Raw genomic sequence first — 15,645 nt, 5'->3', positions numbered from 1 at the left:
TCGCTTTGCACAATACCTTTTTTTAATTTAATTTAATTTAATTTAATTTTCAGTATAAATTGAAGAATTAAATTCTATTATTTAACTCTCATACCTGCTTTAGCGCCTTCATCTGGGTTTAATATCCATAAATCCTGTCCGCCAGGGCCAGCAGCCAGTACCATTCCTTCAGACATTCCAAATCGCATTTTACGTGGCGCTAAATTAGCAACCATTACTGTATGCTTGCCTATCAAATTTTCGGGTTTATAGGCTGATTTTATTCCTGCGAATACCTGACGAGTTTCAGTGCCATTTTCATCAAGAGCTAAAGTCAGTTTAAGTAGTTTTTCTGCTTTCTCTACGTGTTCGGCATTGATTATCTTTGCAATACGTAAGTCAATTTTAGCAAAATCATCAAACTGAATTTCTTCACTAATAGGATCTACGGCTAATGGGTTCGCAAGCGCGGCAGAATTGTCGACAGTTTTTTCCTGCTTTTTACTTTTAGCAGCTATTGCTTTGCTACTGTTGTCTGATTCTTTAACGGCTAGGTTTTCTTTAGACGCTTCCGTCATGGCATTTATTTTATCCATGTCTACACGTTGTAATAATGCTTTAAATTTATTTATTTTGTGGTTTGTTAATAATGTTTTATGTCCGTTCCATATTAATTCGTCATTTAAAAATGTCGCAGTGCTATCGGCTAAAACGGGTAGTACTGGTTTTAAATAAATCATTAAGGTACGAAACATATTAATGCCAAGTGAGCAAATATCGTGTACTTGTTGTTTACTTTTCTCTTGTTGGGCACTTTCATCTTTAATAAGTTGCCAGGGTTCTTTTACTGCAATGTATTCGTTTACTTTATCAGCTAACGCCATAATTTCGCGCATAGCTCTACCATAATCACGGCTTTCATAGTGTGCAGCAATACTGTCTCCAGCGTTCATCACTTCATCGGCGAGTGTTTGATCGTCAATAGTTGAGGATAAGATACCGTCAAATCGTTTAGAGATAAAACCTGCGCAGCGCGAAGCAATATTCACAACCTTACCGACTAAATCTGAATTAACACGTTGGGCGAAATCTTCAAGATTTAAATCTAAATCATCAATACGATTAGTCAGTTTTGCGGCATAGTAATATCGTAAGTATTCAGGATTTAAATGGTCTAAATAGGTACGGCCTTTAATGAACGTGCCTTTAGATTTAGACATTTTTGCACCATTCACGGTAACAAAGCCGTGAGCGTAAACACTTGTAGGTTTACGGTAGCCAGAGCCTTCAAGTACTGCTGGCCAAAATAGACTATGGAAGTAAATAATATCTTTACCAATAAAATGATAAAGTTCAGCGTCAGAATTTTCAGCCCAAAAGCTGTTAAAATCAATTTCTGGTTTTTTATTACATAGGTTTTTAAAGCTTCCCATATAACCAATGGGGGCATCTAACCAAACATAGAAAAATTTATTAGGCGCATTAGGAATTTCAAAACCAAAGTAGGGTGCATCTCGGCTAATGTCCCATTGCTTTAAACCTTGCTCAAACCATTCAGAAAGTTTGTTAGCCATTTCTTCTTGTAATGCGCCACTGCGAATCCATTCTTTTAACATACCTTCAAATGCTGGTAAGTCGAAGAAATAATGTTCTGAATCTTTCAATACAGGTGTTGCGCCCGATACCACTGAACGAGGATTAATAACTTCTGTGGGGGAATAGGTTGCACCACAGTTATCACAGCTATCACCATTCTCATCTTCAGATTTACATTTAGGGCAGGTGCCTTTCACAAAACGATCAGGTAAGAACATTCCTTTTTCTGGATCATAAAGTTGAGAAATTGTACGCGTTTTAATGTGACCTTTAGCATGCAGCTTATTATAAATGTCACTGGCTAGTGCTTGATTTTCTTCGCTATGTGTTGAGTGATAGTTATCAAAGCTAATATGAAAATCGGCAAAGTCAGCCATGTGTTCGTCACGAACACCATTAATCATTTCTTCAGGAGTTATACCTAATTCCTGTGCTTTAAGCATTATTGGGGTACCGTGTGCATCATCAGCACAAACAAAATACGTTTCATGGCCACGCATTCGTTGAAACCTTACCCAAATATCTGTTTGAATATGCTCAAGTAAATGACCTAAATGAATTGAACCATTAGCATAAGGTAATGCGCAAGTTACTAATATTTTACGTTTTTCTGTTGTTGATTGTGATGAAGTTGTTGTCGGCATGAATAAATTGTGTTTTTTGATGGTAATAATGGCTGCAATAGTACAGAATTTAGCATTTATTCTCAAATGATTAATGTCATAATATGTTTGGTAAGTTCTTCAATAATAAAAGTGAAAAGCGTAAATCTTCGATGAGACAACCTGAGTCTGATACTGCTTGTCATACAAATAACTCTCAGCCATCTGATTTATCAATATTAGAAATTAAACAAGTAATAGAAGAAACCTTAAAATCCTATCAATCAAAAAATTTTCCACAGGGTGTTTATAGTGTTTGTTCTGATCTGATTATAAACACAGATAAGGCCAATGAAATATTAGTTTCGCTCACTATGCCTTTTCCTTGCCATGGTGAGTTAGATAGTATAGCTACGTCCTTAACAGAGCGATTAAAGTGTGTTGTTAATTTTATGGTTAATTTAAACATTAACGCTGTGCGCTCATTTTCATTGAATGGCAGCGGTAATAATGTAAAAAATATTATTGCGATAGCCTCTGGCAAAGGGGGAGTAGGTAAATCTACAACGGCGGTAAATATTGCCTATGCGCTAATAGCCGAAGGGGCTAAAGTTGGTATTTTAGATGCTGACATTTACGGGCCATCTATTCCTACCTTGTTAGGTTTGAAAATGGCTAAGCCTAGCTCTGATGATGGTAAATTAATGATACCGTTAGAGGCACATGGTTTACATGCTATGTCAATTGGCTTTTTGGTTGATGAAGCTGATGCAACTGTTTGGCGAGGTCCTATGGCAAGTGGTGCGTTCAATCAATTGTTAAATGAAACAGCATGGCCTGAATTAGATTATTTAATAATTGATATGCCACCAGGAACAGGAGACATTCAATTAACGTTGGCGCAAAAAGTCCCCGTGGCGGCGTCTGTTATCGTAACAACACCACAAGATATAGCATTAATTGATGCCGCAAAAGGTATTGCTATGTTTGACAAAGTGCAAGTACCTGTCTTGGGGGTTATTGAAAATATGAGTTATCACTTATGCGAAAATTGTGGACATAAAAGCCATATTTTCGGTGAGGCGGGTGGTGAACAAATGGCTAAATTAAAGCAAACTCAATTACTTGGTCAATTACCACTTGATATTAATATTCGACAAGAGGCTGACTTTGGCCAATCTTCTGTCATTGAAAATAGCGCTGGTGAAATAGCATGTTTGTACCGTAGAATAGCGCGTAATATTGCGGGGCAATTATTTTTACAACTTGATAATGCTAGCCCACTTACGGCAACGATTGAATATACAGATTAATCTACCCTTAAACGATATAAGTTAATAACACTAAAACCTAATACAAGAAAAATAATTATGAGATTAAGCGATAAAGATATTGAACAACACCTTAGTGATGAAAAGATAATTATTTCCCCAAAACCTGACAGTTCTATGATTTCAGGCGTCAGTGTTGATATTCGGTTAGGAAATGAATTTCGTGTTTTTCAAGCCCATGCAGCTCCCTTTATTGACTTAAGTGGCCCTAAAGTCGAAATGCAAAAAGCCATGAACTCAGTTATGAGCGATGAAATTGTTATTGCTGATGGCGATGCCTTCTTTTTACATCCAGGTGAACTGGCATTAGCCGTGACTTATGAATCAGTAACGTTACCAGATGATATTGTTGGTTGGTTAGACGGGCGATCTTCTTTGGCAAGACTTGGTTTGATGGTGCATGTTACCGCCCACAGAATTGATCCCGGTTGGTCAGGACAAATTGTTTTAGAATTTTATAATTCAGGTAAACTTCCGTTAGCGTTAAGGCCAAAAATGAAAATAGCAGCACTTAACTTTGAAACCATGTCATCAAGTGCGGTACGTCCTTACAATAAACGTGAAGATGCCAAGTACAGAGATCAAAAGGGTGCCGTTGCTAGTAGAATTAGTGAAGATAAGCAGTCTGAAAATAAGTAACCTGAGCTCGGCTTAACAAATGTTTCTCTAGCAGCTGTTTTTCCTTACTTCTGCGTTAAATTTACTTGCAATAGGCCAGCTATTGACGCGAAATTTGCCTTGAATTAAGAAAAACTATCAAGCTAGAGATATATTAAAATAATTTTTACTGGTATTTCAATTTGTTAACTATCTCTTAAACCGAGTTCAGGTTAAATATACAAAATTAGACAATAAATACTAGTCAATTAACTGATACTGTTCACGCAATATTTGAATAATTTCAGCTTTAGGATTATCACTCAATTTGACTTTGCTACCTGTAATTTTTTCAGCAATATCAGTATACGTTTTAGATACATCCATCAACACTGACAAAGGCAACTCATTATCGCGTGCTAAAGCTTCGCGCTCATCCATGCGATCTTTATTCAATAAAATATCTGCATCATCAAAATGATTCAATAAAAGTTGGCGGAAACCCTCTTTTGAGTTTTCAACAACCTTGCCTGCGCGGTATTGTTCACCATCCCAAATACGTGAAGAATCAGGTGTACCAACTTCGTCCATATAAATAAGTTTGTCATTGCCTGCTTTATCTGTAACATAACCAAACTCAAACTTTGTATCTACAAATATTTGGTCTAACTTACTCAAGGCATTTGAGATTACGTCAAAGCCTTCTGTTAACAATTTTTCATATAAAGCAATATCATCTAAAGACTTAAAATTGAACGCTTCAAAATTGTCTTCAATGTTCTTACGGGTAATATTTACATCATCAACAGCAGGCACACCTGGGATATTGTTCAAAATACCTTTAGTTGAAGGTGTTTGTAACAACGTTGGCAACTTAGAATCTTTGGTTAAACCTTCGGTTAATTCAATTCCACAAAATTCTCGTTCACCTTTAGCATAGCTACGCCACATAGAGCCTGTAATGTATTGACGACAAATAGCTTCTATCATAACGGGTTTTGCTTTTTGTACTATCCAAACAAATGGATGGGGAATATCAAGAATATGACTTTCGGCAAGTCCTTGCTCTTTAAATAATTTAAACCAATGATTTGAAATAGCATTTAATGCAGCCCCTTTGCCTGGAACACCTTTCATACCACCCTCACCCTGCCAAATACAATCAAAAGCAGAAATTCGGTCACTAATGACCATAATAGCTAACGGTGTATCACTAGGTACGCTATAGCCTTTTTCTTCAATAAGGCGTGCGCTATCAGCCTCCGTTAACCAATACACACTACGAACTTTGCCACTATGGACAGGCGCATCAGTACGGATAGGTAAATCATTATTTACCGCTAAAACTTTATCAGCTAGATTCATGGGGTAGACCTTAACATTAAGAGTTAAATTAATTGTAGCGAATGATATCTTTAGACGTTATTTGTATCAAATAAAATAGCATTCGTTACTTTAATCTTATGAGTACTTTTTGTTATATGCTGCACGCAATAAGTATAAATACGTAAACTTTATAGCCACTAATAAATATGTTTGATGCCGTAATCACGGCATTATTCAGAAAACGTATCAAAAAGAAAAGGACGCCTATTGGCGTCCTTATCTGGTCAAACTTTTTTCAATTCTTATGCAGCTAAAGCAGCCTGTGCTTTTTCTACTAAGAATGTGAAAGCTGCTTTGTCATATACTGCAATATCAGCTAGGATCTTACGATCGATTTCAATAGTAGCCTTTTTAAGGCCATTAATGAAACGGCTATAAGATAAACCATTTTGACGAGCTGCTGCATTAATACGAGCAATCCAAAGTTGACGAAATTGACGTTTACGTTGACGACGGTCACGGTAAGCGTATTGGCCAGCTTTAGTTACAGCTTGGAAAGCAACGCGATAAACGCGACTACGAGCACCGTAGTAACCTTTAGCTTGCTTTAGAACTTTTTTATGACGTGCACGAGCTTGTACACCACGTTTTACTCTTGCCATTTTCTATTTCTCCTATTAACCGTGACGTAAAAGTTTTTTAACTGACTTGATGTCAGCAGCAGCGATCATACATTTAGCACGTAAATGACGCTTAACTTTAGTACGGCGTTTAGTCAAAATATGACGTAAGCCAGCTTGTTTGAACTTATAGCCAGAAGCTGTTTTTTTAAAGCGCTTTGCAGCACCTTTATTGGTTTTCATTTTAGGCATTGTTTATAACTCTTTAATTTATACCTTACCATTAAAAATGGGGGTATATGCCAAATATTAAGTAGCGAGGGCGAAACTAATACCTAAGCAATAATGCAAAATATTAATTTACTTGCAAGCCTTTACTACCAGCGTAAAGATAAAATTGGTGAATTAACCTGTTAAAAATTAAAAGGTTAATTACTTGTCAAACCAAAGATTATCTATTTTTAGGGGCTAGAACCATCACCATTTGACGCCCTTCCGCTCTACGAGGGAAGAACTCAAGTACGGTTAAATCTTCTAAATCGTTTTTAACGCGAGTTAAAAGCTCTAAGCCAAGCTCTTGGTGGGCCATCTCACGACCACGGAAACGTAATGTTACCTTGACCTTGTCGCCGCCTTCTAAAAAGCGTCTCAGGCTACGTAATTTCACCTGATAATCACCTTCATCTGTACCAGGTCGGAATTTTATTTCCTTAACCTGAATTTGTTTTTGGTTTTTACGTTGTTCTTTCTGTTCTTTGGCTTTTTCGTAGATAAACTTGCCGTAATCCATTACACGACAAACGGGTGGTTTGGCGGTAGGGCTTATTTCTACAAGATCTACACCCGCTTCCTCAGCTTGGTTCATTGCTTCATCTAATGAAACAATACCACCTGCTTCTCCGTCAAACTTAATCAAACGAACTTCGTTATCAACAATACCTGTGATTAACTCATTTAAACGATGTGCTGGCTCTTTTTGCCCGCCTCGTTGTCCACCTTTAATAGCCATGTTCCTCCTACAGAAACCTTTTATTAATTTACTTATAAATTGATATTTCTTTCACTATTTGTCAAAAGCATTTATGAACATGTTTCAATTCTACGCTTTCTTTTAAATTTAATTAGAAATATCTACTTTTTAAATGATAATTTTTATCACTTAAAAACATTAATGATATTTATTGCCTGTTATTTTCTTGTTTTAACTTCTTCATCTAATTTTACGATAAAGTCATCAACAGACATTTTCCCTAAATCTTCTCCACTTCGAGTTCTTATAGCAATTTCGCCTGCTTCCATTTCTTTGTCACCGACAACTAAAAGGTAAGGGACTCTCTTTAAAGTGTGCTCGCGGATTTTAAAGCCTATTTTCTCATTTCTCAAGTCTAGTTTTGCTCTAAATCCACTTTCTTTGAGTTTTTTAGCAACTTTTTCACAATATTCACCCTGTTTGTCGGTAATATTCATAATTGTTGCTTGAATTGGCGATAACCACGTTGGAAATTTTCCAGTAAATTCTTCTATTAAAATACCAATAAAACGTTCAAGTGAACCTAAAATAGCACGGTGAATCATTACGGGAATATAACGCTCGTTATCCTCACCCACATAAGTTGCACCTAGTCGCTCGGGTAATGCGAAATCAAGTTGTACTGTTCCACATTGCCAAGCACGACCTAAACAATCCATTAGGGTAAATTCAATTTTAGGTCCATAAAATGCACCTTCACCTGGTAAGTATTCAAATTTGATATTACTGTCTGATAAAGCTTGTGCTAAACCAGCCTCAGCTTTATCCCAAATTTCATCACTACCAATACGGTTTTCTGGACGAGTAGACAGTTTAACAACAATATCTTCAAAACCAAACGAACCGTATATATCATAAACCATTTCGATACATTTTGTTACTTCTGCTTGAACTTGTGATTCCATACAGAAAATATGTGCATCATCTTGAGTAAAGCCACGAACACGCATTAAACCGTGTAAAGACCCTGACGGTTCATTACGATGACAACAACCAAACTCAGCAATACGCAACGGTAAATCTCGATACGATTTCAAGCCTTGATTAAAAATTTGCACATGGCCAGGGCAATTCATTGGTTTTATTGCGTATTCACGCTTTTCAGATTCTGTGGTAAACATACCATCAGCATACTTATCCCAATGCCCTGACTTTTCCCAAAGACTTCTGTCCATCATCATTGGGGCTTTAACTTCATCGTAATCATACTCTCGTAATTTTTCACGAACAAATTTTTCTAATTCTGTGTAAATCGTCCAACCATCGTTATGCCAAAACACCATGCCTGGCGCTTCTTCTTGCCAATGGAATAAATCTAACGTTTTTCCAATTTTACGGTGATCACGTTTTTCTGCCTCAGCTAAACGAACAATATAAGCTTTCAGTTGTTTTTTATCAGCCCAAGCTGTACCGTAAATGCGTTGTAGCATTTTATTGTCAGAATTACCGCGCCAATAGGCACCAGCAACCTTCATTAATTTGAAATGATGACAATGACGCATACTTGGTACATGCGGTCCACGACACATATCGATATATTCTTGATGATAATATAAAGCAGGTGTATCTGTTTTCTCAATATTCTGATCAAGAATTTCTAATTTATATGGTTCACTGCGTTCAGTAAAGGCATCGTATGCATCTTGCCAAGTGCCTGTTTTCTTGACAACTTCATAACCTGTGCGTGCCAATTCAGTCATGCGCTTTTCAAGTTTAGCTAAATCATCTTCGGTAATTGATTCATCTAGATCAACATCATAATAAAAACCATTATCAATGGTTGGTCCTATAGCCATTTTAACATTAGGATATAATTGCTTAATAGCATGCCCCAATAAATGCGCACATGAATGGCGAATGATCTCAAGACCTTCACTATCTTTGCTGGTAATAAGTTGCAAATTAGCGTCTTGAGTAATTAACTCACATGCATCAACAAGATTTCCGTCAATACGCCCTGCTATTGTTGCTTTAGCAAGACCTGGACCTATATCAAGGGCAACATCCATTACGGATACGGCATTCTCAAATGAACGTTGTGAGCCATCAGGGAGAGTTATTATCGGCATTTATTAAAACCTTTATATTTCAATTTATTATGTAAAGCTAGGTGCCATATTTTAGTATGTGATAATACTAGAATTTGATATACGAGAAGAAAAACACCATTGCTATTAAAAACGCACTGTCTAAAATCAGGCACGGGATTATAGCAAATGAATCAACTATATGCATGCACTATTACCGCATTAAATATCACAATAAGCACATAAAATATAACAAAAAAAGAAAAACTATCTATTGAGACCAAAATTGCATTTATATTTGGTTTAATATACCTAGCAATAGTAGGTGAAAACAATGGCCTGTAAAATCAGTCAATTGCATAAGTCAACCTATAAAATATCAAGGTGTAAATAATTCAAAGCAGACATTCTGATAATATTATGGTAAGTATGATAACGTAAAGGAATAATGTCTATAATATATTATATTACTTCGACATAAGGAAAGCATAAGCAGGATAGCATGAACAATAAAAGAACAACATCTGAAATAGTATTATTATCTTTAACGGCTCTAGCAGCGCTCATTGTAGGCTTTTTTGCCACTATTCGTTGGTTAAATAACGATATACCTATCGCCATTATTGATCTAATTATTTCAGTCACAATGGCAATGCTTTTTGTCTATATTCTAATAACTCGAAAAGTTGATATTACAAAACTCTTATTTGCCATTTTTTTAGTGATTGCTTCCGCCGCTAGTATTGCAACAAAAGGACAACTCCAAGTTTATTGGGTGTATCCCGTTATTATTACAATCTATTACTTAATTCCTGCAAAGGTTGCAACAGTGCTATGCGCAGTATTAATTACAACGGTATCATTTATAATATCAACTGAATCTGATTTGATTAATGTGCTAACCATTTTATTGACAACAGCCATGACTTCAGCATTTTCGTTTATTATGTTTAGGTCTTATGAAAAAAAGATAGTCGATTTTGAAGCATTAGCAACCATTGATCAACTAACGTCCACAGGAAACAGACGAGCTTTAGACAAGAAATTATTAGATGTAATAGCAAGCCAACATAGACAAGCTTATGATATGTGTTTAATCCTCATCGATTTAGACAATTTTAAACATATAAATGATAATTACGGTCATGCTATTGGTGATAATGTTCTCATTACCACTTGTAACTTAATTAAACAATATACTCGCGTACTCGATTCCTTATACCGGTTTGGTGGGGATGAACTCATTATAATGCCATTAAATATGAGTTTAGATTCCGCAAAACAACGGGCTGAAAAAATACGTTACATTGTAGAAAATCATATATTCGAATACGATATAAAATTAACACTATCAATCGGTGTTGCTGAATACCGCACTAACGACACGCCTGAAAAATGGGTTAGCCGTGCTGACAACCTCTTATATAAAGCGAAAGAAGCAGGAAGAAATAGAGTTTTTTAACACAATACTAAATTAATTCTTGGCACATATCGAAAGCGCCATTGCCTCGGCTATTTTAATACCGTCGATACCTGCTGATAAAATACCACCAGCGTAACCTGCACCTTCTCCAGCAGGATATAGGCCTTTAGCATTTAAACTTTGTAAAGTTTCTCTATCTCGTGTTATTTGTATAGGTGATGACGTTCTCGTTTCAACAGCGGTTAATGTAGCCTCATTCATAGAAAAACCTTTAATTTTTCGTTCAAAAGCAGGTAGTGCTTCACGTATAGCTTCAACAGCATAATCTGGTAGTGCTTCACTTAAGTCAGTATAAGTTACACCAGGTTTATAAGATGGAATAACACTACCATGTTCGCCACTCTTTCTACCTGCTAAAAAATCACCAACAAGTTGTACTGGCGCATTGTAATTACTTCCGCCCATATTAAACGCTTGTTCTTCTAACCGACGCTGAAATTCAACGCCCGCTAAGACAGAATTTGTAGTTGCTGCAAATTGGCCTTCGGTATAGTCTTTAGGTTCAATGCCAACAACAATGGCACTGTTTGCATTACGTTCATGGCGTGAATATTGGCTCATACCATTGGTCACTAAACGGCCTGCTTCCGATGCTGCCGCAACAACAGTACCGCCCGGGCACATACAAAAACTATACACACTACGACCATTACTAGCATGGTGTACTAATTTGTAATCTGCAGCGCCTAAAATTTCATTACCCGCATTGTCACCAAAACGTGCTTCATCAATAACTGATTGTTCATGCTCAATACGAAAGCCTACGGAAAATGGTTTAGCCTTAATGTAAACACCTTGTTCATGCAGCATTTTAAAGGTATCTCTCGCACTATGACCAATCGCTAATGCTATATGATTAGTCTTGATATATTCACCCGTTGATAAGGTTAAGCCTACCACTTCTTTAGCTTGAAAATCTGTCAATACATCATTATCAAAAGAAGTAGTTTCATCATTTTCAAAATGAATTTTTTCAACTTTTTGTTCAAACCGTACTTCACCGCCAAGTTCAAAAATTTTTGCTCGCATTTTTTCAACCATGGTAACTAACTTAAACGTGCCAATATGCGGCTTACTTACATACAATATTTCTTCGGGGGCACCAGCATCAACAAATTCATGCAGCACTTTTCGGCTATAATGCTTGGGATCTTTTACTTGGCTGTACAATTTACCATCAGAAAAGGTACCTGCCCCCCCTTCACCAAATTGAACGTTTGACTCAGTATTGAGTATTTTTTTACGCCAAAAACCAAAAGTATCTTTGGTTCGATCTCTTACCGCTTTACCGCGCTCTAATATAATTGGCTTAAAGCCCATTTGAGCCAATACTAAGCCAGCAAACAAACCACAAGGCCCCATTCCTATAACAATGGGGCGATGTTTCAACTTTTCAGGTGCTTGTGCAACAAATTTATAGGCCATATCAGGTGTTAATTTTACCTGTGAGTCTTTGCTAAATTGTTCCAATAAAACCGTCTCTTTAGTGGTCTTAACGTCTAAAGTATAAATAAGAACAATATTGCTTTTCTTACGAGCATCATAACCACGCTTAAACACGGTGAAATCAACTAATTCATGCTTAGTAATCTCTAGCTTTTGCAATATTGCTTGCTCAATAGCATTATCAGAATGATTTAAAGGTAATTTAATATCAGTTAAACGCAACATGGTTTTATATCCAAAAGTAGAGGGTATACAAATAATGGCGGCATTTTACCTGATAGTCAGACTCATACCAATGAAAACAACAGATTGAATTTAAAATAAAGCAAGGTATGATCTACACAACGTAGTTTGGTGAGAATTTTAAAACATGGCTTTTGTGGTAACTGATAACTGTATTCGTTGTAAATATACTGATTGCGTGGCGGTATGCCCTGCCGAAGCTTTTTTTGAGGGGCCTAATTTTCTTGTTATAAATCCAGACGACTGTATTGATTGTGATTTATGCCCTGTTGAATGCCCTGCTGGCGCTATTTATCAAGAAGATGATGTACCAGAAGATCAAAAAGAGTTTATTCAATTAAATGCAGATTTAGCTAAAACATGGCCACGGATCACAGAAGTTAAACCCGCGCCAATAGACGCTGATGAATGGGATGGAGTTAAAAACAAATTAAAACACCTTAAAATAGAAAACTAACCATAAAACTAATCACCAAGCAGTTTTTACAAATAAAGCTATACTTCACTTATATTTTAACAGTGTCTTTTGAACTTGCTTTGATAAAAATCTCAAACATGGGTGGTTACTATGTGGCATCAGATAGAACAAGCAATTATAGCTAAAACAGGCGAACCTTTTAAAATATTAGAAAAACAGCCTTTATCTGCTGGGCTTTCTCATGAAAGCCTTGTTGATTCTTACGGCAAAAAACTCAACCTTGCTTTCAAAATTTCTAACGGCAAACAAAACTATTTTGTAAAGTTAAACAGTAAAGAAAAACTTACTCACTTCCGCGCAGAAGCTTACTCGCTAACGCAATTAAAAAAACTCACGAACATTGCTTGTCCAGACATCATTACCCTAGGTATTAGTTTAGACAGAAGTTTTCTGGTACTTGATTATATTGAGTTTGGTCAAGCAAAACCTGTGCTTTGGTACCAACTTGGGCAACAATTAGCGCAAATGCATCAAGAAACTTCTCATGGCCAATTTGGCTGGCAATACAATAATTATATTGGTAACACAATTCAGCCCAATAACTGGAGTAGTAATTGGACAACATTCTTTTCAGAACAGAGAATAGCATGGCAACTGCAACTATTAAGTGAAAAATCAATTTTATTAGGAAACATTAATCATATTGCAAACATTTGTCACGATGCTTTATTACATCACTATGTTACACCTTGTTTGGTGCATGGCGATTTATGGCAAGGAAATACAGGCTTTACAATTGAGCAAGGTATAATATTTGATCCTGCTTGTTATTATGGTGACCGCGAAGTAGATATTGCAATGACTGAGTTATTTGGTCAATTCCCGCTTGATTTCTATCGTGGTTATCAAGCTCAATATCCACTATGTGAAGGCTATGATCATAGAAAACTAGTATACAATTTTTACCATATCCTAAACCACGCCAATATTTTTGGTGGTATATATATTGATCAAGCAAAAGCAACGCTTTCACGAATAATGTCATCAACCTCATCTTAATGCCGCCAATCTAAAATAGCATATTCACCATAGATTATATTAACCTGTATTATTCGTCCTATTATTAAAACTATGAACTAACTCCCTTTTATTAGTTGCCTGTGCCTACCTTATTCAATATGATGGCGGAACTATTTTGTTTTCAACTATCTGTATTCCACACTTAATGAATTTCACCGCGTTTTTTTCTCATACTAAAAGTTTAGCTAAACTTGCTTACCCTATTTTAATTGCACAATTAATTCAAAATTTAATGGGGTTTGTTGATATCGTAATGGCTGGCCGTGTTAGTGCTATCGACATGGCAGCTGTTGCCGTGGCTAACAGTATTTGGTTACCGCTTATTTTAACAATTTACGGTTTAATTATGGCACTTGCTGTAATTGTTTCTCAACTTGACGGAGCAAAGAACTATATTTCGATTAGCGAACAAACCTATCAAACTGCTTGGATTGCCTTCACATTAGGTTTATCTCTTATTGGATTATATTATCTGATCGTCCCTATTATTGCACCTTCTATTGAATTAGAAAGCAATTTAAAGCCTTTATTACTTGATTACTTACAATATATTATTTGGGGTGCTCCTGGTTACTGTTTGTATTTAGTTTTAAGAAACTACGCTGAAGGACTTTCCTACACTAAACCAACTATGATTATTAGTATTGTTGGCTTAATCATTAACATTCCTGCTAATTACATTTTTATTTATGGTGAATTTGGTGTACCAGCATTAGGTGGAGCAGGTTGCGGTGTTGCCACAGCAATTGTTTACTGGGTAATGTTTATTGGCATGCTTATTTATGCTTTTGCTTCCAAAACATTAAAACAAGCACCACTTTTTGAAAAGTTTTACTGGCCCGATCTTGACAAAATTAAAAATATTTTAAGGTTAGGTATTCCTATCGCTTTGTCACTTTTATTTGAAGTAAGCTTATTTGCTGTTGTGGCTATAATTTTAGTGCCTTTTGGCGCAGAAACTGTCGCTAGCCACCAAATAGCCCTGAACTTTAGTGGTTTGATTTTTATGATTCCACTAAGTTTGGCAATGGCAACAACAATCAAAGTGGGTAATGCTATTGGTCATAATAATCACCATCAAGCAAAAGATTATACCTATCATGCTATTTATCTAGGGCTACTGTTAGCTGTGTTTACCGCCATAATTACTGTTGTTTTTAGAGTACCTATTGTTAGTATCTATACTACTGACCTTTCAGTGATAAAACTTGCTGCAAGCATTATGTTACTAGCGACTTTATATCAGTTTTCAGATACTGTTCAAGTCGTTTCAGCTGGTGCACTTCGAGGGTATAAAGACACTAAATCTATTTTATATATCACTTTTGTTTCATATTGGTTAGTGGGCTTAACCGTTGGCTTGATTTTAGGCATTACCAATTGGGTTGTGCCTAAAATGGGGCCTTACGGTTTTTGGATTGGGTTTATTGTTGGTTTAACAACAGCGGCAATTCTACTTGCTTGGCGTTTACGCGTAGTTCAACGACGTATTGATTTAAAAACAAGCAATTAAACTTTATTTGAGCTAAATTGAACAAAACCGCTTGCAAGCACATAAGTTGACGGCTAACATAGCGCCCGTTGAGTTATTCAACAAACCACTTTTGCGCGGTTAGCTCAGTGGTAGAGTCCTCGCCTGACTTGCGAGTTGTCAAGTGTTCGAATCACTTACCGCGCACCATATTAGAGTCATTTACCCCATAAAAACCGATATCTTATTGTTAAGTTTATCGGTTTTTTTATATTTTTTAAACTCTGTCTAATACCAATTGCATTAATTAAGTTCCCACCTTTATCCAGTCTCTAGAGCATAATTTGATCACTCTAGAGGCATCAGATATAAAACTATTCCAAGCTCTACTGCATT

The 15,645-nt window shown here is 36.2% G+C and carries 13 protein-coding genes and 1 tRNA gene; 7 read left to right on the top strand and 7 right to left on the bottom strand.

Going from position 1 to position 15,645, the window contains the following annotated elements:
* Positions 1-77: 77 nt before the first annotated feature.
* The gene (gene metG / locus ACE1OF_RS17265) at positions 78-2,219 is read right to left on the bottom strand and encodes a methionine--tRNA ligase (RefSeq protein ID WP_448895970.1); all 2,142 of its coding nucleotides are present in this window, start codon (positions 2,217-2,219) and stop codon (positions 78-80) included.
* Between the two features lie 131 nt (positions 2,220-2,350).
* Here metG and apbC point away from each other — a divergent pair, with 131 nt between their 5' ends.
* The gene (gene apbC / locus ACE1OF_RS17260) at positions 2,351-3,490 is read left to right on the top strand and encodes an iron-sulfur cluster carrier protein ApbC (protein ID WP_448895968.1); all 1,140 of its coding nucleotides are present in this window, start codon (positions 2,351-2,353) and stop codon (positions 3,488-3,490) included.
* 57 nt (positions 3,491-3,547) lie between these two features.
* A complete protein-coding gene (gene dcd / locus ACE1OF_RS17255) occupies positions 3,548-4,147 on the top strand; it encodes a dCTP deaminase (RefSeq protein ID WP_448895966.1) in 600 nt (199 codons plus the stop codon).
* 219 nt (positions 4,148-4,366) lie between these two features.
* On the opposite strand, the gene ACE1OF_RS17250 is transcribed toward dcd, so the two are convergent.
* The 5 genes from ACE1OF_RS17250 to thrS all read right to left on the bottom strand — a co-directional run bounded on the left by ACE1OF_RS17250 (position 4,367) and on the right by thrS (position 9,150).
* Positions 4,367-5,470 (bottom strand): phosphoribosylaminoimidazolesuccinocarboxamide synthase, encoded by a 1,104-nt coding sequence (locus tag ACE1OF_RS17250; RefSeq protein ID WP_448895965.1) that lies wholly within the window; start codon positions 5,468-5,470, stop codon positions 4,367-4,369.
* Positions 5,471-5,733: 263 nt separating this feature from the next.
* A complete protein-coding gene (rplT, locus tag ACE1OF_RS17245; protein WP_448895963.1) occupies positions 5,734-6,093 on the bottom strand; it encodes a 50S ribosomal protein L20 in 360 nt (119 codons plus the stop codon).
* Positions 6,094-6,108: 15 nt separating this feature from the next.
* A complete protein-coding gene (rpmI, locus tag ACE1OF_RS17240) occupies positions 6,109-6,303 on the bottom strand; it encodes a 50S ribosomal protein L35 (protein WP_448895961.1) in 195 nt (64 codons plus the stop codon).
* 199 nt (positions 6,304-6,502) lie between these two features.
* Entirely contained in the window at positions 6,503-7,060 is a 558-nt protein-coding gene (infC, locus tag ACE1OF_RS17235; RefSeq protein WP_448895960.1) for a translation initiation factor IF-3, read from the bottom strand.
* Positions 7,061-7,239: 179 nt separating this feature from the next.
* Positions 7,240-9,150, bottom strand: a complete 1,911-nt coding sequence (gene thrS, locus ACE1OF_RS17230; RefSeq protein ID WP_448895958.1) for a threonine--tRNA ligase — start codon at positions 9,148-9,150, stop codon at positions 7,240-7,242.
* 460 nt (positions 9,151-9,610) lie between these two features.
* On the opposite strand from thrS, the gene ACE1OF_RS17225 reads away from it, so the two are divergent.
* The gene (locus ACE1OF_RS17225; protein WP_448895956.1) at positions 9,611-10,570 is read left to right on the top strand and encodes a GGDEF domain-containing protein; all 960 of its coding nucleotides are present in this window, start codon (positions 9,611-9,613) and stop codon (positions 10,568-10,570) included.
* Between the two features lie 12 nt (positions 10,571-10,582).
* On the opposite strand, the gene ACE1OF_RS17220 is transcribed toward ACE1OF_RS17225, so the two are convergent.
* Positions 10,583-12,262, bottom strand: coding sequence for an NAD(P)/FAD-dependent oxidoreductase (locus ACE1OF_RS17220; protein WP_448895955.1), 1,680 nt, complete (start codon positions 12,260-12,262; stop codon positions 10,583-10,585).
* A gap of 145 nt (positions 12,263-12,407) precedes the next feature.
* Between ACE1OF_RS17220 and fdxA the strand changes: the two genes are divergently transcribed.
* From fdxA to ACE1OF_RS17200, 4 genes are all read left to right on the top strand, one after another.
* The gene (gene fdxA / locus ACE1OF_RS17215; RefSeq protein WP_448895953.1) at positions 12,408-12,737 is read left to right on the top strand and encodes a ferredoxin FdxA; all 330 of its coding nucleotides are present in this window, start codon (positions 12,408-12,410) and stop codon (positions 12,735-12,737) included.
* A 111-nt stretch (positions 12,738-12,848) separates the two neighbouring features.
* Positions 12,849-13,757 (top strand): fructosamine kinase family protein, encoded by a 909-nt coding sequence (locus tag ACE1OF_RS17210; protein WP_448895951.1) that lies wholly within the window; start codon positions 12,849-12,851, stop codon positions 13,755-13,757.
* Between the two features lie 166 nt (positions 13,758-13,923).
* A complete protein-coding gene (locus ACE1OF_RS17205) occupies positions 13,924-15,291 on the top strand; it encodes an MATE family efflux transporter (protein ID WP_448895999.1) in 1,368 nt (455 codons plus the stop codon).
* A gap of 93 nt (positions 15,292-15,384) precedes the next feature.
* Positions 15,385-15,459: transfer RNA gene (locus ACE1OF_RS17200), tRNA-Val, on the top strand.
* Positions 15,460-15,645 lie beyond the last annotated feature (186 nt).

It is taken from the genome of Colwellia sp. E150_009 (genome assembly GCF_053543955.1).
This window is presented reverse-complemented; position numbering and strand designations above follow the sequence as displayed.

Coding starts and splice junctions, on each gene's coding strand:
- metG (WP_448895970.1), bottom strand. CDS start 2,219: ATGCCGACAACAACTTCATCACAATCAACAACAGAAAAACGTAAAATA.
- apbC (WP_448895968.1), top strand. CDS start 2,351: ATGAGACAACCTGAGTCTGATACTGCTTGTCATACAAATAACTCTCAG.
- dcd (WP_448895966.1), top strand. CDS start 3,548: ATGAGATTAAGCGATAAAGATATTGAACAACACCTTAGTGATGAAAAG.
- ACE1OF_RS17250 (WP_448895965.1), bottom strand. CDS start 5,470: ATGAATCTAGCTGATAAAGTTTTAGCGGTAAATAATGATTTACCTATC.
- rplT (WP_448895963.1), bottom strand. CDS start 6,093: ATGGCAAGAGTAAAACGTGGTGTACAAGCTCGTGCACGTCATAAAAAA.
- rpmI (WP_448895961.1), bottom strand. CDS start 6,303: ATGCCTAAAATGAAAACCAATAAAGGTGCTGCAAAGCGCTTTAAAAAA.
- infC (WP_448895960.1), bottom strand. CDS start 7,060: ATGGCTATTAAAGGTGGACAACGAGGCGGGCAAAAAGAGCCAGCACAT.
- thrS (WP_448895958.1), bottom strand. CDS start 9,150: ATGCCGATAATAACTCTCCCTGATGGCTCACAACGTTCATTTGAGAAT.
- ACE1OF_RS17225 (WP_448895956.1), top strand. CDS start 9,611: ATGAACAATAAAAGAACAACATCTGAAATAGTATTATTATCTTTAACG.
- ACE1OF_RS17220 (WP_448895955.1), bottom strand. CDS start 12,262: ATGTTGCGTTTAACTGATATTAAATTACCTTTAAATCATTCTGATAAT.
- fdxA (WP_448895953.1), top strand. CDS start 12,408: ATGGCTTTTGTGGTAACTGATAACTGTATTCGTTGTAAATATACTGAT.
- ACE1OF_RS17210 (WP_448895951.1), top strand. CDS start 12,849: ATGTGGCATCAGATAGAACAAGCAATTATAGCTAAAACAGGCGAACCT.
- ACE1OF_RS17205 (WP_448895999.1), top strand. CDS start 13,924: ATGAATTTCACCGCGTTTTTTTCTCATACTAAAAGTTTAGCTAAACTT.